A 24,977-nucleotide genomic window follows, 5' to 3' on the forward strand; every position below is an offset into this window, starting at 1 on the left:
TTTGACAACACTATATCATACGAACGTATGTTTTGCATGCTTGTAAATCATGATGTCTTCAAGGCTGCCTCATGCACAAAGCAGAAAAGACCTTAACCAATATCAGGCTAAGGTCTCTTCTTTATTGATTATTGCACGTCATCCGCAATCTTGTTCAACCAAGCTTCGCTTCCGTCCGCATTGCGGGTGGATTCATGTGAGATGCTTGCTTCCATGATATCTCCGAAGCCCCAATACGTAGAAGACACATCCGGGAATAATGGTGAGATGCCGGTCAATGGGCCGCGGTACAACATCCGGTTGATCAATGTAACAGCTTCAACGCGGGTAATGTTCGCTGCCGGTTTGAATGTTCCGTCCGGATAGCCGGCAAGGAATTTTTCACGATACAATTCTTCAATCGCTTGGGCTGCCCAATGACCCTGAACATCTGTGAAGTGGTAGTCACCGGTCACACCGACATTCAGCTTCAAGAACCGCACCATAACCGATGCCAATTCAGCTCTTGTTACCGGCGCTTCCGGATGGAAGGTGCCGTCTTCAAACCCATTGAAGAAGCCATGTTTGGTTACGATCTTGATGTAGTTCGCTGCCCAGTGCGTTTCTGATACGTCACGGAAGGTCAACGGTGCATCGATTTTCACATTTTCCGTCAGTCTGGCAACAATGGCTGCAAGCTCGGCTCGTGTCAAGGCGTTATTCGTTTTGAAGGTTCCATCCGGATACCCCAGAATATAACGTTGATGCTGCAGATGGTTGAAACGATCCGAGAATACTTTGACTCTCACGGTCGAACTCGCCTTCACGGCATTTACACCATTTCCGCCAACCGTGAACTTGCCTTGCAAATCAAAATCAGCATCCTTTGTGGAAAGCTGCGGCCACTTCACAACAATGTGGTGGCTGCTAGCTTGCCCGACAGGCAAGTCTGTCACCGGCCATGTAATTGTGTTGCCGTCAACAGTACCGCCGTCAGCGTCTACAATGTTGGCGCCGTCTGGCACGGTAACCGTAATCTTACCGTCCTTAATGGTTGTCGCAGTCGGATTCGTATAATCCACGGCAATCGTGGAATTTTCGCCCTCCTGCACGAGGTTCTTATCCACGGACAGGTTCAAGGTTACATTTGTTGGTGCCGGTACGCTTGGCGTTCCATCCGAAGGCGGGATCGGATCCAGGGTAAAGTCTTGTTTAACGATGTCTTTACCGACATGGATATTATCGATTGTTTTCGTGTAATAGCCATCTTTGGAAACAACCAACTTATAGTCGGTATCCGGGAATACCATGTAGGCATAGTCACCTGACGCATCGGTGTATTGATCAGGGCTTGCATTGTTATTAGGCGCAAAGCCTGCAATGCCCGGCAATACAACACCGGTCGTTGTGCCAGCATAGTAGAGAACCACATGCGCGCCTGCAATCGGATTATTAGCAACAGCATCCGTTACCTTACCATATGGGTCGATCAGCTCTTGCGTAATGTTCATTTCACCGTCTGCCGCAACCTGCACAGTTCTGTGTGATAGCACGATTTCCTTGCCCGGCGATACCTCGTAGGCGAAATCCAGCGTATAGGCTTCATTTACAGCCAGTCCTTCGACATTGAAGACACCTTGGTTCAAAAGAGCGAATGACTTCGGATGACCGGGGCTATCCTCGATATAAGTGCCGTCCGACTTTTTCACATAAACTTTCATACTATTCTTCAAATCCGAACTAGGCAAGCTGGATTTGCCTTCTTCCGTACCGTCCTGCTGTTTGAAAAGCACGATGCCCGTCGCTGTTTTCTCGGACTTGAAGTTTTCGTTACCTGCACCGGTTACGATTCCTACATTGGCTGTCTGCTGGTAAGAAACCGGTGTAGCGACTCCACCGATATTTTCTGTACGGATAACCTCCAGATGGTACGGTTTATCTCCTCTTGGTACGGCAATGCTGTACTTGCCATCGCTATCCGTCACCGTCTCCGCCGAGAAGTCGATGATGCCGTCTCCGTCAAAATCGGCGGTCAGCTTAATCGGAACGCCTGCAAGCACACTGCTGCTGGCATGACCGTTAGTTGTCGTCGTATTCGTGACTTGTCCGACAACGGAAGCTGGCTCAAACGTAATCAGAATTTGCGCTGTATCGTGCAGCCCGTTTGCATCATCATTCACAGTAGCTGTCACCGGAACAAGCTGAGAAAGTATGCCTTCAATCTTCGCCGATTTGAACACGACCGAAGCAACGCCATTCGCATTGGTCATTGCTGTTGTTCCGCTAGGGAAAGTACCGTCCTGCGCGTCAAATACGACCTCGATATTGGGAATCGGATTCCCGTTGCGATCGGTTATAACAGCCTTAAGCACCGACGTGGTGTTACCATCACCAACGATGGCGGTAGGGGTTGCCGTCAAGCCTAGCCCGAAGTTGACCAGCAGGAAATCCTGCCTGATCTCCGTTTGACCCGTTGTTGTCGGCAAAGCATTGAATACCCGTTTCTTCGATGTGTATCCTTGCTTGCCCACCTCAATCAAATATTTCTTGGTGGCAATGCCCTCAAAGCGATAGCCGCCATTTGCATCCGTTGTCGTTTCAGCAACCTTATTTAAACCGGTTGGATCGTACAGTGTTACTTTGGCACCTGCAAGAGGGAGGTCCGGACCTGTTTCTTCATCCCTTTGTACCGTACCTACCAAATTGATGTTCGTCACAACACTGAAGTGATTATCCGCCAAACGGTCGCCTGGCTCTGTCTGGAACAGATTACCTTGCTTGTACGTCGCATAAGTAACGGTATAGGAGCCTGTTACGGCCTTGTCGTTCAATCGATAGTTGACGTTCGTCCACTGCGTGCTGACCAATGTTGTTCCAGCTGGGTTCACCGCCAGGTCTACCGTATCGATTTGATCCACCAACATATTGGTTGCATTTAAAATTTTGTACGTAATCGTTGCCTTTGCTGTCGTCGCAAAAATGGAACTGATCGCTGATAGTTTAAGCGGATCTCCCGCCCCAACAATAACAGGAGGATTAGTGACTCCGAGGCCGTTATTGCCGACCCATCCGTCAAGCGACTTCAAGATGGTAATCGTCACTGTCACCGGTTCGCTTTCCAGGCCATCTTCGTCCATCACCTTAAACGTGAAGCTATCTTCACCTGTGTAATCGACATCCGGTACATAGGTAAAGGCGCCGCCTCCATACGTATCCATCGTCACCGTCCCATGCCCGGCCTGCGTTAGGAGGTGGTAAGACAAGCTATCCCCGTTCGGGTCAGTTCCCGCTACCTGATTACTCAAAATCACATTCTCCGATGTTTCGAACGTGTTTCCTGAAGCCGTCGGGCTGCCGTTCACCGTAAGGTTAACTACAGCTGGGTTACTTTCCAAGCCACCTTCATCCGTAATTGTAAATGTGAAGCTGTCCGGCCCGATATAGCCGGGTGCCGGCGTATAAATCACCGCCCCACTCGTACCAACCTGTGTTAACGTGCCGCCCTGCTGCGTTGTACCAGGCAGGTGATAAACTACACCCGTCACGGAGGAAAGATCGTCCATTCCGATTAACATGATCGGTTTGGCCACACCTTTGTTTGTCTTTACATCCTGACCGACTGCCACAGGCGGTCCGTTCACGATAATCGTCACAGTGGCTTCGCTGCTCGACAAGTTCCCTTCATCGGTCACTTTGTACGTAAAGCTGTCTGAACCTGTATACCCCGCACTTGGCGTATACGTCCACTTGTTCTTGACTGTCGCGTCCTGCGTTAATGTTCCGTGCGCTGGCGCTGTTGTCGCCGGCACCGTGTAGATCAGAGCATTCACAGCCGTCAGATCGTCCGTGACGCCTAAGGTGATGGCTTTCGGCGTGTTTTGATTCACATCAACCGATTGTCCTGCTGCCGTTGGCGCTCCGTTCATTGCAATCGTTACGGTAGCTTCGCTGCTCGACAAACCTCCTGCGTCGGTCACTTTATACGTGAAGCTGTCCGGACCTACATATCCCGCGCTCGGCGTATACGTCCACTTGTTTTTGTCCGTCGCATCCTGTGTCAATGTCCCATGCGCTGGCGCGGTTGTCGCCGGCACCGTGTAGATCAGATTATTCACAGCAGTCAGATCGTCGGTAACGTCCAAGGTGATGACCTTCGCCGTATCTTTAACTACCTGCACGGTCTGATCCGCCGCTGTCGGCACTCCGTTCACTGTGATCGTGATCGTAGCTTCACTGCTCGCTAAACCTCCAGCGTCGGTCACTTTGTATGTGAAGCTGTCCGGACCTGTATACCCCGCAGTCGGCGTATATATCCACTTGTTTTTATCTGTCTCATCCTGCGTTAAAGTTCCATGCGCTGGCGCGGTTGTCGCCGGCACGGTGTATATTAGATTATTCACAGCGGTCAGATCGTCCGTGACGCCCAAGGTGATCGTCTTCGCCGTATTTTTATTCACAACAACGGATTGGGCCGCTGCCGTTGGCACTCCGTTCACCGTGATGGTGATCGTAGCTTCGCTGCTCGACAAACCTCCCGCATCCGTTACTTTGTACGTGAAGCTGTCCGGGCCTGCATATCCCGTAGTTGGCGTATACGTCCACTTGTTTTTATCTGTCTCGTCCTGCGCCAAGGTTCCGTGCGATGGCGCGGTTGTCGCCGGCACCGTGTAGATCAGACTATTTACAGCAGTCAGATCGTCTGTGACGCCCAAGGTGATCTCCTTCGATGTCCCCTGGTTCACAGCAATCGATTGATCCGCTGCTGTCGGCGCTCCGTTCACCGTGATCGTGATCGTGGCTTCGCTGCTCGACAAACCTCCTGCATCAGTCACTTTGTACGTGAAGCTGTCGGAACCTGTATACTCCGCAGTCGGCGTATACGTCCACTTATTTTTGTCCGTCGCATCCTGCGTCAATGACCCATGCGCTGGCGCGGTTGTCGCCGGCACCACATAGATCAGATTATTCACAGCCGTCAGATCGTCTGTAACGCTCAAAGTGATGGCCTTCGCCGTATTTTTACCCACTTGCACCGTCTGATCCGCCGCCGTCGGCGCTCCGTTCACCGTGATCGTGATCGTAGCTTCGCTGCTCGATAAACCTCCAGCGTCGGTCACTTTGTACGTGAAGCTGTCTGGGCCTGCGTATCCCGTAGTCGGCGTGTAGTTCCATTTGTTCTTGTCCACCGTGTCCTGCGACAATGTCCCGTGTGCCGGTGCGGTTGACGCCGGCACCACGTAGATCAAATCATTCACGGCGGTCAGATCGTCCGCGACACCCAAGGTGATGGCCTTCGCCGTGTTTTGATTCACATCAACCGATTGAGCCGCTGCGGTTGGCGGTGCATTCACATTCGTTACATCCGTTATCACCGTATTGGATGCAAGATTGATACCCGAAATGACAGCAGTGCCACTGGTTATCGGTCCTGTCGTACCTGGCGCGGTTGTACTAAAGGTCAGCTCCTTACTGCCATTTGCGGGAACCGTAATACCTGATTGCGTTTGTGCTTCGCTGATGACGCTAAGACCTGTTTTGTCTGTATCTGTGTAGTTATAAACCTTAACCGTATAATTGATAGTGCCGTTGAGCGGAGCAGTCGCTGGGCCGGTCTTAATAATCCCCATTTCCAACCCCAGCTTGCCGTTGTTGCCAAGTTTCATCGTCACTTTATTACCGGAAAGCGACTCCTCAGTGACATAATTCGCCCCGATGCCGCCTGTCTTGGTAATCGTCCGCGTGCTGGTTAAACCAGCATAATACGGGCTGTCAGCGGGCGGCGTAAAGTAAGCCGCCGTTTTTGCCCCTCCGCCGGCACTGCCGGAATTGAGATAGTAGGCAAGATTCAGCGCACTGTCGGCTGGCGATGCTGTAAATGCAGGTTTTACTTTATAGTTGAGTGCAAAAGAACCATTTGTAGGCGCGGTATATTCCCCCGCCACCGGGCTAGTCCGGTTTGTAAAGCGATAAATGTGCGGCTGCATATCTGCCGAATCGATATACCAGGTGAGACTAGTAACGCCGTCAACTGTCTGAATGACAGCCTTGCTTCCGTATCCGGCGAATTTATACGCCGTACCGCCGGTTATGCTCAGGCTCGTATCGACCGTCGCAACAGCGTCCCCTATTTTCAGCGTGGACGTATCCACAGCGAAACCATCGCCGATTTCGTCAACGAAGACGATGGCGCTCGCGATCTCGGCCGTTTCCGAGCCGCCAAGCCCCCCGCCTGCGGGTATATCGAGCAGCGGTAGGATGGTCGTGGAAGCCTCTACATCACTGGCCATCCCGTTGAAGGCTCCGCTGAGCAAGTCATAACTTGAAGCAAATGTATAATAATTGCTGTAGACAAAAGCATTTGTATAGTCTATGCCACCCGGCCCTGAGGTTGCATATGGCGCTAGTTTTCCATACGTAGCGACCGCCGTACCATTTCTAAAACTACTGGTAGTTTTATTATCATTGAGTGTTTTCGGGTCAAGCCCCGCCCATGCGTAAACGGCGCTGCTGGTACCATTTATGGCGGATTCCGTACCTAGCCCTACCGTATAGAATTTAGCTTCCGTTGATTCTCCGTTGTAAGTCGTGTATGCACCCCCTACAATCTTTTTCATATACGCACCGGTGAGAATTGTCAGCGCTGCCACCTCAGGATCTCCCGCAGTTATCGACGCCGTCCCGCTGGGAGGCACATAATCGTTCGAATTACTTGGTCGGTTATAATTTGAAATTGTGGTAGCGTCGCTTAATGCTCCTAGATAATCATTGTCAAAGGATTTATTGTCCTTGGGCGATGTATACCAAGCTTTTTTAGCATTTATCGCCGCTCCGTCTGACAGGATAAATACATAAGGTTGGCGCTTAGGTCCAGTGCTCCTTGTTCCTAAAGCGTTTAAAGTGCTAGAGATGCCGTACATGATTCCATCCTGAGTCGGCGTTCCTCCCGCTAGCGATACCTTCGTTGCTGAAACACCCAAATTGCTGTTTGGCGTGATGGAATAATCCCCTGTTCCATAAATTAAATATTTTTGACCTGAAGAAAGATCATAGTGATTCAGGGGCATCATCGTACCCAGATGGTTACTCGTAGCGGCCCCTCCAAACCAATAAACCGCCACACGATTATTAGGGTTTGCATCCATGACGGTGCGGATCGCATCATTTGCCGCCATCGCCATAGCTTCTACGCGACGATATTTGGTAGATGACCCTGGTGTTTGATTGACATCCTGTCCATTCATAGACGTACTCATATCCAGAACAAACGTCACATCCGCCGCCGGCGTGTTGCCACTGCTGCCACCAACGCCCGGGTTTTGCGAGTTTACAGTTACATATTCCTGCGCCAATGTAGACAACTTGACACCAAAACTGCCGTCACTCTCGACCGTAACGCTCTTGTCGGTCCATATGCGTCCGGCTGAACCTGTTGTGCCGAAGCCGTTAGGCGAACCGACAGGTGCCGCATCCGTCACCGGATCGGCCGTCAACTTGACTTGGAACTGATTGTAGTTCGCCGTAGGTGCCGCCGCAGCCGCTACGCTGCCGAATGGGGAAAAACCAATAACCCCCAGCATCAAGAACACAGACAGCGCAGCTGAAATCAATCTTTTAATGCCGTTGTTTTTCATATTTATTCCTTTCGCTTCGCTCACGGCACTAAACGGAATGAAATCCGTTAGCCATGGGCAATTTTTTGTATTCTTGAGTACAAGGGTACCCGTACACTACAAATCACAAGGAGGCGAACCAACAAAGGCATCGCCCTACGGTAGAACAAGCGATTTTATTGACACAATCTCAGGGTTACCGAGTTATCACGGATGTGACCTGACTTTCGCTCATCACTCCACCTCTCTGAGTTTGACATTATTCGCCAAATATCGCTATTTCGCTCCATCATTTTATGTAACTTTGAGCCAGAGTACCTATAGTGATAAACAATATAACACACCATTCTGAACAATTTCTGGACAAAAACAATATTTTTCGCACATTTAGGACCTTAGACCTAAAATATATCAAATAAATCGAAAGAAATCACCAAAAATTCGACAAATTTTCATGTTAATTTTTTTAAAAAATAATAAAAAACCTATGCTTGGGAAAATAAAATAGGCAAAATGTCCCAATTAACTATCAACAGACTTGCTTCATGGAAAGTGGAGCTGCTGAACGAAAAATAAAAAGAGGCCGCAACAGCCTGCCCATCGGCAACCTGTCACAGCCCCCAGACCCGCGACCAACGCGGTCTACCTCAGTGGTAAGCCAAGGGAAGCAATCCCCTCAGGCTCATTCCTGGTCATGCATCGATGGATTGAATAAGGTCCTTCATCTTCTGCGCCGACCGCTGAAGCTGCTCGCGCTCCAACTCCGAGATCTCTAGTTTGAGCACTTCGCGAACGCCGCTGCGGTCCACGACGCAAGGGACGCCGAGATAGACATTCGATACCCCGTGATAATCCTGAAGCAGTGTCGAGACATTCAGCACGGCACCTTCATCGCGAAGAATTGCTGTACAGATGCGGTCGAGCGCGAGGGCGATCGCGTAGTAGGTAGCCCCCTTTGCCGAGATGATCTCGTATGCCGCATCCCTCGTATTCGTAAAAATTCTCTCCTTCGTCTCCTCGTCGAATGGAATGCGGGTTCCGGCAATATTGGCCAGGCTCCACACCGGGAGCTCGGAATCGCCATGCTCGCCAATAATATGAGCATGCACGCTACGCGGGTCGATGCCCAGCTCTTCTCCGATCAGGTAACGGAAGCGCGAGCTGTCGAGCAGCGTGCCCGAACCGATGATCCGCTGAACAGGCCACTGCGACTTCCGCCACGAAAAGTAACTCATGATGTCCACAGGGTTGGAGGCGATCAGCAGAATGCCGTCCTGATTGTACTTGAGCACTTCGGTCATAATGCTCTCGAATATGCCGACATTCCTTTTCAACAGATCGACCCTCGTCTCGCCCGGCCTTTGGGCAGCGCCTGCTGTAATGATGATAATGCTGGCATCGCGGCAGTCCTCGTATTCACCGGCCCACACCTTCGTTTTCCCTAAAAAAGGAAGGCCATGGTTCATATCGATCGCGTCGCCTTTCGCCTTGCCTTTGTTGGCGTCAATGAGCACCAGCTCTTCCGCTCGCTCACGGAGCAGCAGTGTGTACGCAGTCGTTGCGCCTACGGCTCCTACGCCAATGATTACAATCTTCGTTTTACTCATCCAAATCGCCCTCCGTTAATGTAGTAGTTGAATGGAGATCTTCCAAATAAGGTTTGTTCACATAGTGGTACATCACGCCCATCAGCACCGCGCCGCCAATGATATTGCCCAGGGTGACGGGAATGAGATTATGAAACACCCCGCCGATGGATATCGTCCCAGGATGGTGCAGCACCAACGCGATCGCGAACGTGCACATATTGGCAATGCTATGTTCGTAGCCGGAGATAAAGAAGCAGAACACGAAGAGAACCATGGCGAACATCTTCGCTCCGTCTCCCTTAAGGGACAAGGGGATGAAAAAGGCAAGACAGACGAGCCAGTTACAGAGGATGGCGCGAAAGAACAGTTCCCCAATCGGCAGATTCATTTTTTTATCCACGACACTGAGCAAGAACTCGTTGACAGACGACTCCGCGAAGAGCCCGGTCGTGTAGATCATGAACGCGAAAAAGGCTGCGCCGATGATATTGCCGATGTAGGTGCACAGCCATAGCTTCAGCACGGTACGCCAACTCATTTTCCGTCGTAAGGCCGTATACGTGTAGTAAAAGGTGTTGCCCGTGAACAGATCCCCTCCCCCGTAAGCGATGAGAATGATGGCCGCTCCAAAAGTAATGGCCGCCATTGGATACGTAAGAGGTGAATGTTCCCCGTAAAAAAAGCTGCCTGTCTTGAACGCAACAATGACGCCAAACCCGATGAACATGCTCGCGAGTGCAGAGCGCGCGATATACCGTAGACGGCTCATCTTGAATACCTTGAGCTTCTTCAAGGCAAGCTGTTCAACCTTATCGAGTGCAGCAATTTCCATTTACGCTCACCTCCAAATTCCTGTCATGCAGAGCAACGATTATATAAAGATTGGTTTACCATGGCTCCGGTAAGGCTTCCTATGAACAGATCTTATCGGAATATGTCAGACTTTTCTGTGATGGTTATCACATCGTAGGCCCGTGCCTAGAAAATTTACAAAATACAAAAAGAGGGCTGAAACAGGTCGCATACTCATACCTGCTACAGCCCTCAAGCCCGCATCCGACGCGGGTATTAGCTTATTTCCCCCCCCGTCGCAATCGGGTTGTCTTCCCATGAAATCCAGTCGCCCCCAGCGTAGAATTGGCTCCGCCAGCCGTCAGGTGAAAAGTCCGCCTAACCGATCATCGGCTGGAGGCGGGTAGCCCAGATGCCTGGCCATCGATACGATTTGGCCTTTGTGATGAAATTCATGTGTCTCAACATGAGTTAATAGAAATAAAGGCGTTGCTGACTTCGGATAACCCTGCCAGCTCTCGTCTTGTTCAATAGGTTCCGATAAACGATCGCAATATGCGTTTAAGTACCGTTGTACGAGCTCGTCCACTTCCGCAAATCTTTTACGAACGTACTTTACATCAGCGCGTTCAATCTCGTGCACAGGACTATCACGATGTTCGTTTATCTTCCTAAACGCGAAAGATTCCAACCAGAACCTGTACGAGTCAACGACATGAACATGGGTTCGCAGGATCGTTCCACGTCCAAATTCAGGTATGGTTTGGTGTAACACATGAAGAGGGAGTTCTTCCAAGAACGCAAACATATTTTGTCTTGCCGATCGGATCCAGCCGTATTGTTGCTGCACGATTTCCAACAACCCTAATCACTCCTCTACATGGTGCGAATACTGTTTATCTTATATTTTAGACGCTGTCCCCCTATTTTTTCACACATTTTCCACTAACTCAATATTTCATATAATAGCATTGAAAAGGTCTTGTAGTTGTCGACGTTTCATCTACTCCGTTTTCGTTCAGCCGTAGCGAACCAGCCTCCCGGTTGCGCTCCTTCAAATTTTATGACACACTTGGGATATCAATATATTTACAACCAAGTGGCAAAGCATGCTCCGCTTCCTTTCCAGACCGGAAAGGACGGGGCTTTTTGCTTTTAGAAAAAGCGAGGAGGACTGGGGATGGGATTTCAAATTGAACACGAGAAATGGATGATTAACCATCTAAAACGAAGAAAAGGGGAGCGACTCGATGCCCTGAAACGCGGTCATGGCTATGGAAACAGATTATTCATAGAAAAAATTTGGTGGCCCCTTGTCGGACATTTTCACGGACTGCATCCTGAATATGAAGTAATGGACTGGCGAGGCAGATCCTACTTCGTTGACTTCATGTGGAGGGTTGGTGCCTTGCAGATTGGATTGGAAATCATGGACTTTGGGTCCCACGGACAGGACCGGACGAAGTATCGCATGGATTTGAACCGGGGACTATTTCTGCAGGCTCAAGACTGTGCGATCTACTACATCTCTCTGGATGAGCTAAAAGAAAATCCCACGTTCATTCTTTCCGCCTTGCGGAACATCCTGTCTCCTTATTTGACCGCGGAGCTAGGAGTTGCAAGAGCAGTGCGAAGACCCTTTTCAAAAATAGAACGAGACTTAATGCGAGCAGCCATTCGCCACAATCGTGTTCTTCGTCCAACCGCGGCAGCGCGAGAACTGGAATTGCATCCAATGACCGTCATTAAGTACTGTCGCATACTAGAGGAAAAAGGAAAATTTCGATCTGTAGCCAGGGGCGTGTCTGAGCGGGTCATTTACTATGAATACGTGGGTTCCATTCAAAGTCCGGATTTAGTGTGACGTGTCTCTATAACCTTATGCTTACGTAAATGTATATGAAAAATCGTATAGAATTTACGAGAAGAAGGCAACTTTGACGACCCTGTATGAAAAATCATATAGAATCTGTCAATTTGCGTGTACTGTGACGATTCGTATATGAAAAATCATACAGATTAACAGGAATTTAAATAGCGTGTGCGAGTAGCGACCCTGCAAGCTAGTGCAAAAAGGCGCAAAGGGCTGCAGCAGCCCGCCTCTCGGCAAACTGTCACAGCCCTCAAACCCGCATCCGACGCGGCTTACAGTTTACTTCTCCTCACCCGTTGCAATCGGGTTATCTTCCCACGAGATCCAGTCGCTCCAGCTGCCGCTATACAGCTTCACATTGTCGAACCCCGCTTCGCTCAGCGCGAGCACGTTCGGGCACGCCGTCACGCCAGAGCCGCAGTAGACGATGATTTCCTCCGCATCCCGCAGCGAAGCAAAATGCTGCTCCTGCTCCGCAGCCGTCTTCCAGGCGCCGTTCTCACCGAGAACGCCTTTCCAGAAAAAGTTGCGTGCGCCCGGGATATGCCCTGCCGCCTTGTCGATCGGCTCCTCGAGCCCGAGGTAGCGCCGCTCTTCGCGCGAATCGACCAGCACCGTGCCTGGGCTGCCGAGCTTGTCCTTCACTTCGTCCATGGACGCCAGCATGCGGCGGTTCACCTTCGGCGAGAATGTGCACGGATAAGGCTGCGACACTTCTGCCGTGACGGGGTATCCGGCCGCTTTCCACGCCGTGTAGCCCTGATCCAACACATAGACCTCGGAATGCCCGAGGAACTTCAGCATCCACCACAAGCGCGAGGCCATCGCGCCGCCTTGATCGTCGTAGGCGACGACGGTTTTGGTACCGTCGATGCCGAGGTTGCCGACCAGGATGGAGAACCCGCCGAGATCCGGCAGTGGATGACGCCCGCCGTGCGCCATGAGGGCACCGGACATATCTTTTTCCAGATCAACGTAAACCGCGCCTGGAATATGGTCTTGTTCATACAGGGTACGCCCGGAGTTCGGCTGCCCCAGCGCAAAGCGGCAATCCGCAATGACGATATTGGCGTCGCCCAATTGACCTAAGAGCCACGATTGACTTACGATATTTTCCACGGTATGGCCACCTTCCCCACGAGTAATCGAGCATTTTCCATCACCATCCATTTTAACGCAAAATGCCGGGGGACGAAAGTGACGATGCCCAATCGATTGGGTGGAGATCCTCTGCCTCTAAAGGGGTGTCACCACTGCGAGTCTATGTTCCCCTTTTCCCGTATAATTGTACGCCGAACCCAATGGAATACGAACACGTTGAGCGTATACACCACGCAATATACAAAGAAGGAATAACCGATATGCCACCCTCTATAGGTGAAAACACCAGCCAAGTGCGCAAGCCACTCCAGCCCCATCGTCAAGAGGGCAAAAAAACAGATATACAACACCCGGCGCGCGCCTTTCAGTCTCCATTTATCGTAGAAGTTCAGCATAATATAGACGACGGGGGGATAGGCAGCCACATACAGCACGAAATCGAAGATTTCGTACTTCTCCGTATCATTCGCATCATAAAGGTCAACAGGCGGAATCGCCAGCAGATAATCTCCTACCTTCCCCAAATAGAGATTGAACAAGACAAGAAAGATCGTCTGCACAGGCAACCACCGCCGAGGCAGCAACCAAGAAATGGTGAGCACGACTACGACGGCACCAATAATGAACCATTCATTGCTATCGAAATTCGCAGGCGCGGCGAGGATCATCGGCTTACCTGCTTTCTCCACATTTTGCGGAATCCATAAATAAAACAGACGGATAGCGTCAGTAGAATGAGCCAATCCAAACAAGAATAGGCTATATTCCAATGATCAAACGTCAGTATGCCCCAAGCGTTCATCAGAAGCTCGCCACCATAATTGCCGCATAGCCACGATACGATAAGCAATGCTTTGGCGAAAAAAGGCACAGCAGGAGAGAACAGCGCGGCGATCAACCACAACGTAACACAGGGAACGAGAATCAGAAGGTATAGGTTGATGTACCAATACCCAGTAAACATCGACGAATGCTTAAGCAGATCGAGATTTAGGGTAATCATGCCGTAGACTTCGATAATCAGGGAGCATAGGATCATAAAGGCAGCGGCAATTTCAACGGTTCGAAAGCTGATTCGGAGAAACCTCAGGGAGTACAGGCCTGCAGCCGCTAGAGCACTCAATGTAATCAGAGGAAGTGTCATGGTCTGCACCTCGCCTCATTCGTATGGCCATACAATTTCTCTAAAAATTGGGCCTAAATCTTAGAGTTCCCAGCAGCGTAAAGGAGCATGCGCGCTACTATAGAAAAAAACCTGAGGCTCTTGCCTCAGGTCCTTCGGGTTTAAATACCCTGCGATACTACTCGGGAGTGCCGGCAGGATCGATGGCGTAGTCCTGCCAATCGCTGCGCTGGCCGCCCATTTTATCGTAAAACGCCTGCGCGCGCGCATTATCCCGTGCCGTCACCCAGCTCATGTTCCCGTAGCCGTGCTTCGCCGAGTAGGCTTTGCATGCTAGAAACAGCTTGGCGGCCACATCTTTGCCCCGCTCGGCCTCCACAACAAACAGATCATTCATGACCGTGACCTGTGTCGCACGCAGCGTGCTGTAGGTGAAGTACAGCGTCGCAAAGCCCACCAGCCCGCCGTCCTCCGCGACAGCGACGAACTGAATGCCGACAATCTGATCGAGTAGCTTATGGATCAGCGCGTTCAGCTTGTCCTCCTCCGGCGCCGGATATTTATAAAAATCAACAATATAAGCAAGCATTAATTCTCGCAACGCCGGAACATCATGGGGAACGGCTTCGCGAACGATGACTTGACTCATGTGCCCATGCCTCCTTAAATAGTAGATATAAAAAGAAATCGGAAGGAGCGCTCGCTATGTCTGAGCAGCTAAGCTTACCCTGGCGCCTCGTCCCGTTGACGGACGCCCATTGTCAAGAACTCTGCGCCTGGCGCTATCCCGAGCCGTACCATCGCTACAACTGGCCAGATTGGGTCGCCATGCTAGCGGAGCAGCAGGAGTTCGCCGACCCGGTCATCCGCGCCGCCCAGTACTGGGGCGCCATCAACGAGGGCGGCGGGTTGGTCGGGTTCGCGCAGTTTTTTCCGCTGACGGGCGTCACGCGCCTCGGCCTCGGCCTGCGGCCGGACCTGTGCGGGCGGGGCCGCAGGGGCGGCGTGCGCGAGGCTGGCAGCAACGGAGCGAGAACCGCCAGCGGTGAAGCGCCAAGCGGCGAGCAGGATGCCGGAGGCCTCAGGCTGCACGCCGCGCCGCCCATGCCTAGCGGCGATGTCAGCGCTCAGGCCGGCCTTGGCACCCGCTTCGTGCGGCTGCTCATCGCCGAAGCGCTGCGGCGTGCGCCCGATCCGGCGCACGAGATCGACCTCGAAGTGTTCGTCTGGAACGAACGCGCGATTCGCACTTACGAACGTGCCGGTTTCACGATCACCGACACGTACGACAAATGGACGCCCGCGGGCAGCGAGCCCGTCCACTGCATGGTCTACACCGGGCTGCGCCCGCCGCTAGGCTAAGGCTGCGCTTGCTGCTGCTTCGCGCCGAGAGCTGCGTAGCCGCTGGGCCGCGATGCGCATCCGGGGCTCGCAGGTACCCCGCGCCCGGCTGACTGGGTCACGACTGCTGTAACCCCTGGAATCGCAGTATATCGGCTCTATCGCGGAACTGCGATCACGCCTGACCGTCCGCGTCTTGGCTACCGCTAGCCCTCTGGGCCTTCACGCGCTCGAACGCCTCATTGAACTCGGCGGCGGTCGCCAGATCCAGCGGCGTCAGCCCGCCGGCGTTCCACGTCGTGAGCCGCAGCGTCACCATCCGATAATCGATCGCGATCATCGGATGGTGGTTCGCCGCCTCGGACAGCCGGGCGACCTCGTTCACGAACGCTATCGCGTCCAGGAACGTACCGAACCGGTATTTGCGCGCGATCCATTTGTCGTCTGCTTCCAGACTCCAGCCCGGCAACGATGCGAGCCCCGCTTCTACTTCAGCCTGATCTAGTTTCATCCTGCTTCCCCCACACCCCTCGCCCCCATCGTATCAGGTTAAGCATGCAGGAGGCCTATGTCACGACAAGTCTCCTACAAGCGATACTGCCTTCGGTTATCCATCATACCTTCATAAGCACTTGGAAAGTGCTTATTCCCTCTAATTCGCGCCAGATTGCCAACATAAGACCTCAGCATGGGCTTATTTGCCAGTTTTTTCTGCAAACAGGACATATTTGCTGCGAATAAGCACTTGGAAAGTGCTTATTCCCTTTAATTCCCACGGGTTCACTTAGATAAGACCACCATGAGGGCTTATTCGCCAGATAGCGCAGGGGCTCAGGAGCTCAGGAACTCGGTGGCTCGAAGCCCCGGTGACCCGCCGCCCGCAGCCGCTACTCAAATCCAAAAGCCAATTCGTCCGCGTCCACACCCGCATCAGCGCCCGCACCTGCGTCGCTCTCACCCGCGTACGTACGGAGCAGTTCCAGGAACGGCTGCCCGTAGTTGCGGAACTTGACCTCGCCGACGCCCTTAATGCGCCGCATCGCGTCCTCCGTCGTCGGGCACTGCTCGCTCATCTCGCGCAACGTCGAGTCCGCGAAAATAATGTACGGCGGCACCTTCTCGCGCGCCGCCATCTCACGCCGCAGCAGCCGCAGCTGCTCGAACAGCGTGTTGTCCACCGCTGCCGCCGTGCGGACGGGCTGTCTGCGCACCTTCTGGAACACGGGCAGGCGCCCCTGCAGCACCTCCGCCGCAGGCTGCAGCAGCCGCACTACCGGGTACTGCCCTTCCGACAGCTGCAGGAAGCCATCCGAGATGAGCACATTGATGATCTCGGTAATCTCCTTCTCCGGCAGCTGGCTCATGATCCCGTGTGTCGGCAGGCGGTCGAACCGATAATCCAGAATCTTTTTGGCCTTCGAGCCCTTCAGCACCGAAGCGACCATCGAGATCCCGAAGCGTTCGTTCATGCGGCGAATGCAGGAGAAAATCTTTTGCGCCTCGACCGTAATGTCCACAGAGTCCCGATCATCCTTGCAGGACGAGCAGTTGCCGCACGTATCCTTCACTTCCACTTCCCCGAAGTAGTGCAAAATAACATTCCGCAAGCAGCGCGGAGAATAGCAGTAGTCGATCATCGTTTGCAGCTTTTTGTACTCGTTCGCCTTGCGCTCCGGGGTGAGCTGGTTCTGCTCGATGAGGAACTTCTGCGTCATAATGTCCTGCGCGCTGAACAGCAGGATACATTCGCTCGGCTCTCCGTCACGCCCGGCGCGACCCGCCTCCTGGTAATACGCCTCCATATTTTTCGGCATATTGTAGTGGATGACATAGCGCACGTTGGACTTGTCGATGCCCATGCCGAACGCATTCGTCGCGATCATGACGCGAATGTCGTCGTACAGGAACGCCTCCTGCATATAGGAGCGCTCGTCGTCCGTCAGACCGGCGTGGTACTTGCCGGCGGCGAATCCTTTTTTGCGTAGAAGCTCGTACAATTCTTCCACGTCCTTGCGTGTCGCTGCATAAATAATGCCCGGTTGGTGCGTGTGCCCGGCGACATACTTACCTATATAATCCCGCTTATTCTCGCCCCGCAAAATCGTCAGCTCCAGATTGTCCCGGGAGAAGCCGTTGACGAAAATACCGGCGCCATCCAGCTCCAGCAGCCTTGCAATATCCGCCGTAACCTCCTCCGTCGCCGTCGCCGTAAAAGCAGCCACAATCGGCCGCTCAGGCAGCGACCGGATAAACGGCGCAATCCCGACGTAGCTCGGGCGGAAGTCGTGACCCCACTGGGACACGCAGTGCGCCTCGTCGATCGCCACGAGCGGCAGCTTCAGCGCCGCCATGCGCGCGCGAAACCGCTCGGACTCCAGCCGTTCCGGCGCGATGTAGAGCAGCTTATACTTGCCCTGCATCGCCCCCTGCATCCGCTGCTCCACCTCGCGCGCTTCCAGCGTCGAGTTGATGTACGTCGCAGGCACGCCGAGCGTGCCCAGCGCATCCACCTGATCCTTCATCAACGAGATCAGCGGCGAAATGACGAGCGTCACCCCGTCCATCAGCAGCGCCGGCACCTGGTAGCAGATTGATTTTCCGCCGCCTGTCGGCATAATCCCCAGCGTATCCCGGCCCTCGAGCAGATTGGAAATGATCCCGACCTGCCCGACACGGAATTCGGGGTAGCCGTAGACCTGCTGTAAGACTTTTCTAGCTTGATCCAGCATCTCCTCGTTCCCCTACCTTCTATACCAGATACACAATCGAAACCAGCTTCTCGCCGTCATGCACTTTCAGCACGTGGTTGGCCGCATCGTGGCGCACACTTCCCGCTCCCACCTGCATCACCGGCGCACTCCCCAAGCCGTAGAAAATATCGTCCGCCAACGTACGCAAGCACTCTTCCTGCTCCTCCGGCTCCAGCGCACTCCAGTCGTTCGCCTCCATGTCCAGCAGCTCGTAGAAACCGTTCACCAGCTCAATGCCCTTCACAAAATCCGTCACAATATCCTTATATTCTCTGCCATATTTGATACCCATGCGTCTGACAGCTCCCTTCGCTTTGCAAAGCCTGTTGATATAGTTTCACTTTATCATATTATGGAGGAGAATGCAGGGTTAACGCCGCCTGCTACAATTTCGAGAGGAAATAAATGACTGTTTGCTATTTTAAAAAAATCCCGTTTGGCATACACTAAGGAAATGGGCAATTTCGGAAAAAACTGTTACTATGGTAGAAGGAATGAACCGTTCGGAGGGTAGGAGCGCACACATGCTGAAACTGCAGATTCCCAAAAATCGAATGAACTACCTGATCAAACAGATCCCGCTTCATTTCGAAGCCGCCCGTCTCGAGCAGGGCTGGGAGGCTTTCCATAAAGGCCGCGTCACGGAAATCGATCTCAAGGGCCTCAGCGTGGTCGCCACCGTCGCCGATCAGGCGATACAGACGGCTGAGCTGAATTTGGAAAATTATACAGAGAGCACGTGCACGTGCGAGCTAGGCAGCAATTGTCCGCACCTTGGGGCGGTTTTCTTCTCGCTGTTCGCCCCGTACGGACGGCCGGAGCTTTTGCTCCAACAGCTCAAGCAGCAGATTCATACTCGGCGCAAAACGACGCGCAGCGCAGTCCCCATGCCGGAGCGCAAGCCCGCCCCGGCCGCCAATGTGCCGCAGGAGAATGCGATGCCCGTCGATTGGCACCGCTTTTTTGAAGGGAAGTTCCACGGCTTCTCCATTTCGCATCAGCATTCCATCGAGACGTTTTATGACTCGGCTTTGGAATCGCTGCCCCCTTTTGCAGCGAATTGGAAGCAGGACCTGCGCGAGCTCTACCAGTTTCATATCGTGCTGTTCATGATGCGCAAGATCGAGCAGTTTTATCAGGAGACGAAAAGCTCCTATTTGTCGTATTATCACGAAAACGGATGCCGCATCACCGCCAAACATTGTGAAGATAAGCTTGTCGAATATGTAGAACGTATGGACCTGAACCGGGCTTACAGCGCCGAAACGAAGCATTGGCACGCGACAATGCGGATGCTCGGTGAATCGGCCCTGCAAGGCAAAGACAGCCCGATTGACTGGCTGTTCGTGTACCGCTTCGTCTGGTGGAAGCTGACCAAGCAGGTGCAGGCGCAGCAGGAGGAAGTTTCGCGTCTGGAGACGCTGCTGGCCAAGAAGGAGATGCTGGCGAAGAAAAGGGACGTATTGCTGGCCGCCAGGGCGCATTTTCATATTATGCAGGGCGAAACGGATCGGGCGTTCGAGCGTTTGGAACAGCTTACGCACCCGCATGCGAAGGAATTCTTTTTATACGTGAACGCTTATTATCACGAAGGCCAGTGGGAGCAAGTGCTCGTGTGGCTGCGTTGGCTGTTCAACTCGATTGCGGCGGCGGGGCAGGACGATTTCCGCACCTTTTGCCAATATTGGCTGGACACGACGAAGCATCTCGCTTCCGACAGCGAATGGGTCGGGGTGATGGAGGCCCTCTTGCCGCGTTCCTACTATTACTATACGGCCTACCTCTTGCAAACGAATCGCTACCGGCAATGGGTGGATTTGCAGCTGGCCAACCGGATTTCGCCACTCAACTTGTATGGACTTGAGCTCAAAGCGATCGAGGATCACGACCCCGCGCTGCTCCTACCGCTCTACCATCAAGCCGCGGAGCGTGCCGTACTGGAGAAAAACCGCGCTTCTTACAAAACCGCTGTCCGCCTGCTGAAAAGGCTGCACAGCCTCTATAAATCAATTGGCCAAGACGACCGCTGGGAGCACTACATTTACCGCTTGGCGGATAAATTCTCCCGCTTGCGTGCTTTTCAAGAAGAGCTGAAGAAAGGAAAATGGATTCGATGATCGAGACCAGCGCGCTGACCGTCCATGCCGGCTCTTTGCCGAATGGCAATCTGTTCTTGTGGGGCTCCCGCGCAAACGGCGGCATATGGGACGCTCTTGATTTGAAAAATATGCTGTTCGCCTGGCATCGCGAATCGTTCTTCGGCACCTTCTACGAGCCGAGCGAATGGCAGAACCGGGAAGGCATCGAGCTGCTGCCTCTGGAAGCGCTTGATTATTTCAGTTCGCCGGAGCCCGTGCAGCATCTCAAGCTGATCTGGGACCCGACGTGTCAGGATCTGCTGAAGCTGGCCCCTGCGCTGCGCGAGGCGCTCGCGACCGGCAGCTTCATGCCCGATTATGAAAAATGGAAAGCCGGCGAAATCGGCTGGAAGCTCCAACTCTCGGAAGAGCTGCAAGCGCTGGAATCGCCGACGATGCTGCGCTGGATTCACGCGCTCGTGCCCGAATGGGTCGACCGCGACGGCGTCATGAAAGATACGCTGCGCAAGCTGGAAGCGGCGCATCCGCTCATGAGCCGCGGCGAGCTCGACAGCTCGCTGTGGCTCGACGAGGAAGACTGGCTCGTCGCGATCGGCTGGCGCCAGGACCGCACGCCGATGCGCACGTGCCTGCAGCTCGCCGAGCCGGACCTCGCGCACGGCGCAGGCTGGCGGCTGCGCGTGCTGCTGCAGGACCGGCTGGCGCCGGAGGTGCTGCGCACCGTCACGACCGGCGGCGAGCCGGTCGCGGGCGAACAGCCGCTGCCGGAGGCGTGGCTGGAGGAAGTCGGCCGCGTCTCCCGGGACGCGGCGAAATGGGTGCGCATCCTGCCTTGGCTGGATGCAGGCGACGGCGCCCTCCGTCAGACGCTGACGGAGGAGGAGGCTTGGCGCTTCCTCGCCGAGGGAAGCGTAAGATTAGTTGAGGCCGGCACGAGCGTGTTCCTCCCGGCCTGGTGGGAGCGCATCCGCAAGCAGCGGCCCAAGCTGCGCGCAAAGATCAAGTCGTCCGTGGGCTCCGCCCGCGAGACGATGTTCGGTCTGACCCAGCTTATGCAGTTCGACTGGAAGCTGGCGGTGGGTGATTTGGAACTCACTGAGGAAGAGTTCTATCAGTTGCTGGAAGAGAAGCGCAAGCTCGTGCAGATTCGCGGCAACTGGATTCAGCTCGATCCGCGCTTTATGGCGCAGGTCGAGCTGATCATGAAAAAGGTGCAGAAGAAGCAGGGGCTATCGTTCCGCGATGTGTTGGAGCTGCATTTTGCAGGGGAGGCTGGCGATTTACTGCCGGTTGATGACGATCCCGAGGCGCAGCGTTACCTCGACATGGAGGTGGAGCTGAATGAGCAGCTCACCCAGATGATCGAGCAGCTAACGCAGACGTCGTCGATCCCGAAAGCTGAGCCGCCGCCGAGCTTCCATGGCTCGCTGCGGCATTATCAGGTCGACGGCATTTCGTGGCTGCTGTTCCTACGCCGTTTCGGGCTTGGCGGCTGTCTGGCCGACGACATGGGTCTCGGCAAAACGATCCAATGGATCACCTATCTGCTGACGGTCAAAGAATCGGAAGCACCGGAGACGCCTTCCCTGCTGATCTGTCCAACCTCCGTACTGGGCAACTGGCAGATGGAGCTCAAGCGTTTTGCCCCTTCTCTGAAGGTGCATCTGCACTATGGGCCCGGCCGGTTGAAAGGCCCAGCCTTTAAGGAAAAGCTCGTGGGCGGCTGCGACCTCGTCCTGACTTCTTATACGTTGTCTCATTTGGATGAAAGCGAGCTCAGCGATATCGTCTGGAACTCGATCTGTCTCGACGAGGCGCAAAACATCAAAAACGCCTACACCAAACAAGCCTCCGCCATCCGCAGGCTGAACGGGTATCATCGCATTGCGCTGACGGGGACGCCGATCGAGAATCGCTTGACGGAGCTGTGGTCGATTTTTGACTTCGCGAATCCCGGCTATCTGGGGACGGTGCGCGAGTTCACGCATCGCTACGTGAATGCGATCGAGCGGACACAGGACAGCGAGACGATCGGCAAGGTGCAAAAGCTGATCCGACCGTTCTTGCTGCGGCGGGAGAAGAAGGATCCGGCGATTCAGCTCGATTTGCCGGAAAAGAACGAATCCAAAACCTTTATCTCGTTGACAGCCGAGCAGGGCTCGCTGTACGAGAACTATATTCAAGACATGTTCGAGCGGCTGGATAAGCTCTCGACCATGGAGCGGCGCGGGCTCATCCTCGCCGCACTAACGAAGCTCAAGCAGGTGTGCAACCACCCTTCCCTGCTTTTGAAGGAAGGGCTTGGCGCCCCGTGGAGCGGACGCTCCAACAAACTCGAGCGCCTGCTCGAGATGGTGCTCGAGCTGCGCCAGGAAGGCGACAAATGCTTGATTTTCACGCAATTTGTCGAGACGGGCACCCTACTGCAGCATGTGCTTCAGCAGGAGCTTGGCGAGCCCGTGCTATTCCTGCACGGGGGCACGCCCAAGGCGTCGCGCGACGAGATGATCGCGACGTTCCAGGACGCGGACCGCCCGCCGGGAGAGCAGCGCAATGTGTTTGTGCTTTCGCTGAAGGCCGGGGGCATCGGGCTGAACCTGACGGCGGCGAACCATGTGTTCCACTACGATCGCTGGTGGAATCCCGCCGTCGAGAACCAGGCGACGGACCGCGCCTTCCGGATCGGGCAGACGCGGCACGTGCAGGTGCACAAGTTCGTGACGCTCGGCACGCTCGAGGAGCGCATCGACGAGATGATTGAGCGGAAGCTCGGCCTGAGCCAGCAGATCGTCGGCTCCGGCGAGAACTGGATCACCGAGCTGTCGACCGACGAGCTGCGCGACCTGTTCTCGCTGCGGCGCGAGTGGGTGGAGGCTTAGCGCGGAGGAAAGTAGTGCCGGGCGCGGCGGCGTGACTGGGCATGGTCGTGATACTGATCACTCATTCTCGCGCTATCCCACCAATCGCACACCCGCCCACCTGCATTTTGTACATCAAATTTGCGCGATTGGGCCTAATCCGACGGGAGATCCTGCATTTTGTACATGTAAATTTGCCCAGTCCCCCTTCAAAGGGGGCAAAATGGCCAGTCAGCAGCAAATTTGCTGTAGGATTTGCAGGTTTTCCCTAACTTTAAGCGATTTAGGCGAAAAAGTTGTAGGTTTTACAGTAAACTGCCGCCAAGAGGAGCCGAAGCTGGCACAGGTACTATAGCGGGATCTTTGGAGCAGTCCGAACGTCATTGGTCAGACGCCCACACTCCAGGCGGTCGCCCTCCCTTTCGACATTTCGCGCGCCTCAGCTCCCACCGGCAGGCAAACAAAAGAGGTTATCCCACTGAGATAACCTCTTTTGTTCGCCCTGTCACATCAACAAATCCAAAAACAAATAATAGCCCTCGCTCAGCGCACAAGAGTACGTCTGAATCTGCTGCGAGGTATCCAGGTCGGTGTACGGCTGCGATAGAATCCCTTGCTTTTGCATGTCCATCATCAGAATGTTCGAGATAAAATAAGGCCGCCACGTCCAGTTCGCCCCGCGGTAGCTTTCGTCCTTAACCCACCCTTCCTCTCGGCGGGTGTAATTTGACGAGGTCTGATAGCCGTCTGCCCGGCAGATATAAATGCGGATGCATTGCTCCGACACGTTACGGATCGCCTGCTCAATCAGCGCGTCCGCTTCTCCCGCCGAAGTGATCGTAGAGGAGGCATGCACCAGTTCGTCCAGACTCTGCGGGACCGTCAACAGACTGTTATAGCGCTCGAATTCCTGCCGCCCGAACAGCTTCATTTCTTCTTTGAGCATCGGCTTGAACGCATCCTTTGGCAGCAGCCCGGGCTCCGCCTTGGCAAACAAATAGCCCTGTACATACCGGGCACCAACTTGCAGCGCGCTTTGCAGCTCCTTCTTCGTCTCGATGCCCTCGACCAGCAGCGATGCGCCCATCTGCCCCGCCAAGATCGAAAACGACTGCATTAAAGCTTTGTACCCGTCGTGGAAAAGACTTTTTTTCGAAATGTTCAGATCCATTTTCAGAATCTTCGGCTGCAGACTGGCAATCCGGTCAAAATTGCTAAATCCGCTCCCGACATCGTCAATAGCAATCGTACATCCGAATTCGCGATATTGCTCGACAATCCAGGTCAGCTCCTGCAAGCCGCCGGTGAACTCTTCCTCCGTAATCTCAATAACAATGCGGGAGGGAGCGATGCCGTGCTTTTTGAGAAGTTCAATCGTCGGCAGCTTGCCCGTTCGTTTAAACGTCCGATAAATCCAAGAAGGTTTAAGATTAATGAACAACTTACAGTCATCCGCCGTGGACGCCAAAAGCTGGATGGCTTGTTCCCTGAGATGCCGGTCAATCATAAGATGCATCTCTTCCGGGATGTCAGGGTTATGGAAGAAAGGCCCTAAACTCTCCACACCGCTCTCCTGAACATGCCGGCCCAGCGTTTCATACCCGATGATTTCTTGACTTTGCAAGGAAAGAATAGGCTGAAAAAACGGTTGTACCTCATGCCGTGGCGGAATCCTGATGTTTTTCACCTGCACTGTGCGCCTCCTGTTGCGTTCAAATCCATGTGAACATGGTTATCGGACGATGTATTTGACCATATTGTAAACGACATTTCCACTTCTTGCAATCCATTATGTAAGAAAACATGACATTAACGGTTTTTGCAGGATTTTGTAGCCGTTTGTCGAAATTTCTATAAAGATA

At 53.6% G+C, this 24,977-nt stretch carries 16 protein-coding genes; 4 read left to right on the plus strand and 12 right to left on the minus strand.

Translation table 11 applies throughout. From position 1 onward, the window contains the following. Positions 1–128: 128 nt before the first annotated feature. The 4 genes from ABE504_RS28815 to ABE504_RS28830 form a co-directional block, all read right to left on the minus strand. Positions 129–7,610: an Ig-like domain-containing protein gene (locus tag ABE504_RS28815; protein WP_430095506.1), complete on the minus strand. Its 7,482-nt coding sequence runs from the start codon at positions 7,608–7,610 to the stop codon at positions 129–131. A gap of 671 nt (positions 7,611–8,281) precedes the next feature. Then, positions 8,282–9,196, minus strand: coding sequence for an L-lactate dehydrogenase (locus ABE504_RS28820; RefSeq protein WP_430095508.1), 915 nt, complete (start codon positions 9,194–9,196; stop codon positions 8,282–8,284). Next, positions 9,189–10,010, minus strand: coding sequence for a formate/nitrite transporter family protein (locus ABE504_RS28825; protein WP_430095510.1), 822 nt, complete (start codon positions 10,008–10,010; stop codon positions 9,189–9,191). The genes ABE504_RS28820 and ABE504_RS28825 overlap by 8 nt, the downstream gene beginning before the upstream one ends. 321 nt (positions 10,011–10,331) lie before the next feature. Continuing rightward, positions 10,332–10,832, minus strand: coding sequence for a DinB family protein (locus ABE504_RS28830; RefSeq protein WP_430095512.1), 501 nt, complete (start codon positions 10,830–10,832; stop codon positions 10,332–10,334). 318 nt (positions 10,833–11,150) lie between these two features. Here ABE504_RS28830 and ABE504_RS28835 point away from each other — a divergent pair, with 318 nt between their 5' ends. Then, entirely contained in the window at positions 11,151–11,834 is a 684-nt protein-coding gene (locus tag ABE504_RS28835; protein ID WP_430095513.1) for a hypothetical protein, read from the plus strand. A gap of 288 nt (positions 11,835–12,122) precedes the next feature. Here ABE504_RS28835 and ABE504_RS28840 read toward each other — a convergent pair whose 3' ends face one another. The 4 genes from ABE504_RS28840 to ABE504_RS28855 form a co-directional block, all read right to left on the minus strand. Then, entirely contained in the window at positions 12,123–12,962 is an 840-nt protein-coding gene (locus tag ABE504_RS28840; protein WP_430095515.1) for a sulfurtransferase, read from the minus strand. Positions 12,963–13,090: 128 nt separating this feature from the next. Beyond that, positions 13,091–13,633 (minus strand): hypothetical protein, encoded by a 543-nt coding sequence (locus ABE504_RS28845; protein ID WP_430095517.1) that lies wholly within the window; start codon positions 13,631–13,633, stop codon positions 13,091–13,093. Then, a complete protein-coding gene (locus tag ABE504_RS28850) occupies positions 13,609–14,088 on the minus strand; it encodes a hypothetical protein (RefSeq protein WP_430095518.1) in 480 nt (159 codons plus the stop codon). Before ABE504_RS28850 ends, ABE504_RS28845 begins: the two co-directional genes overlap by 25 nt. 157 nt (positions 14,089–14,245) lie before the next feature. Beyond that, positions 14,246–14,716, minus strand: coding sequence for an N-acetyltransferase family protein (locus ABE504_RS28855; protein WP_430095520.1), 471 nt, complete (start codon positions 14,714–14,716; stop codon positions 14,246–14,248). A gap of 56 nt (positions 14,717–14,772) precedes the next feature. Between ABE504_RS28855 and ABE504_RS28860 the strand changes: the two genes are divergently transcribed. Next, a complete protein-coding gene (locus tag ABE504_RS28860) occupies positions 14,773–15,429 on the plus strand; it encodes a GNAT family N-acetyltransferase (RefSeq protein ID WP_430095522.1) in 657 nt (218 codons plus the stop codon). A 154-nt stretch (positions 15,430–15,583) separates the two neighbouring features. On the opposite strand, the gene ABE504_RS28865 is transcribed toward ABE504_RS28860, so the two are convergent. The 3 genes from ABE504_RS28865 to ABE504_RS28875 form a co-directional block, all read right to left on the minus strand. Further along, complete coding sequence (locus tag ABE504_RS28865; RefSeq protein ID WP_430095524.1) at positions 15,584–15,919, minus strand: 4a-hydroxytetrahydrobiopterin dehydratase; 336 nt, start codon at positions 15,917–15,919, stop codon at positions 15,584–15,586. 376 nt (positions 15,920–16,295) lie between these two features. Further along, positions 16,296–18,137: a DNA helicase RecQ gene (gene recQ, locus ABE504_RS28870; protein ID WP_430095525.1), complete on the minus strand. Its 1,842-nt coding sequence runs from the start codon at positions 18,135–18,137 to the stop codon at positions 16,296–16,298. A 19-nt stretch (positions 18,138–18,156) separates the two neighbouring features. Continuing rightward, on the minus strand, positions 18,157–18,450 hold the full coding sequence (locus ABE504_RS28875; protein ID WP_430095526.1) for a hypothetical protein: 294 nt from the start codon (positions 18,448–18,450) through the stop codon (positions 18,157–18,159). A 232-nt stretch (positions 18,451–18,682) separates the two neighbouring features. On the opposite strand from ABE504_RS28875, the gene ABE504_RS28880 reads away from it, so the two are divergent. Both ABE504_RS28880 and ABE504_RS28885 read left to right on the plus strand, forming a co-directional pair. Next, positions 18,683–20,275, plus strand: coding sequence for a hypothetical protein (locus ABE504_RS28880; RefSeq protein ID WP_430095528.1), 1,593 nt, complete (start codon positions 18,683–18,685; stop codon positions 20,273–20,275). Next, positions 20,263–23,136 (plus strand): DEAD/DEAH box helicase, encoded by a 2,874-nt coding sequence (locus tag ABE504_RS28885; protein WP_430095529.1) that lies wholly within the window; start codon positions 20,263–20,265, stop codon positions 23,134–23,136. The genes ABE504_RS28880 and ABE504_RS28885 overlap by 13 nt, the downstream gene beginning before the upstream one ends. Positions 23,137–23,620: 484 nt before the next feature. Here ABE504_RS28885 and ABE504_RS28890 read toward each other — a convergent pair whose 3' ends face one another. After that, positions 23,621–24,802 carry an EAL domain-containing protein gene (locus ABE504_RS28890; RefSeq protein WP_430095531.1) on the minus strand — a complete coding sequence of 394 codons (1,182 nt, stop codon included), beginning with the start codon at positions 24,800–24,802 and terminating at the stop codon, positions 23,621–23,623. Positions 24,803–24,977 lie beyond the last annotated feature (175 nt).

Origin of the sequence: Paenibacillus oryzisoli (assembly GCF_050467285.1) — a bacterium.
Taxonomy (GTDB): Bacteria; Bacillota; Bacilli; order Paenibacillales; family NBRC-103111; genus Paenibacillus_E; species Paenibacillus_E oryzisoli_A.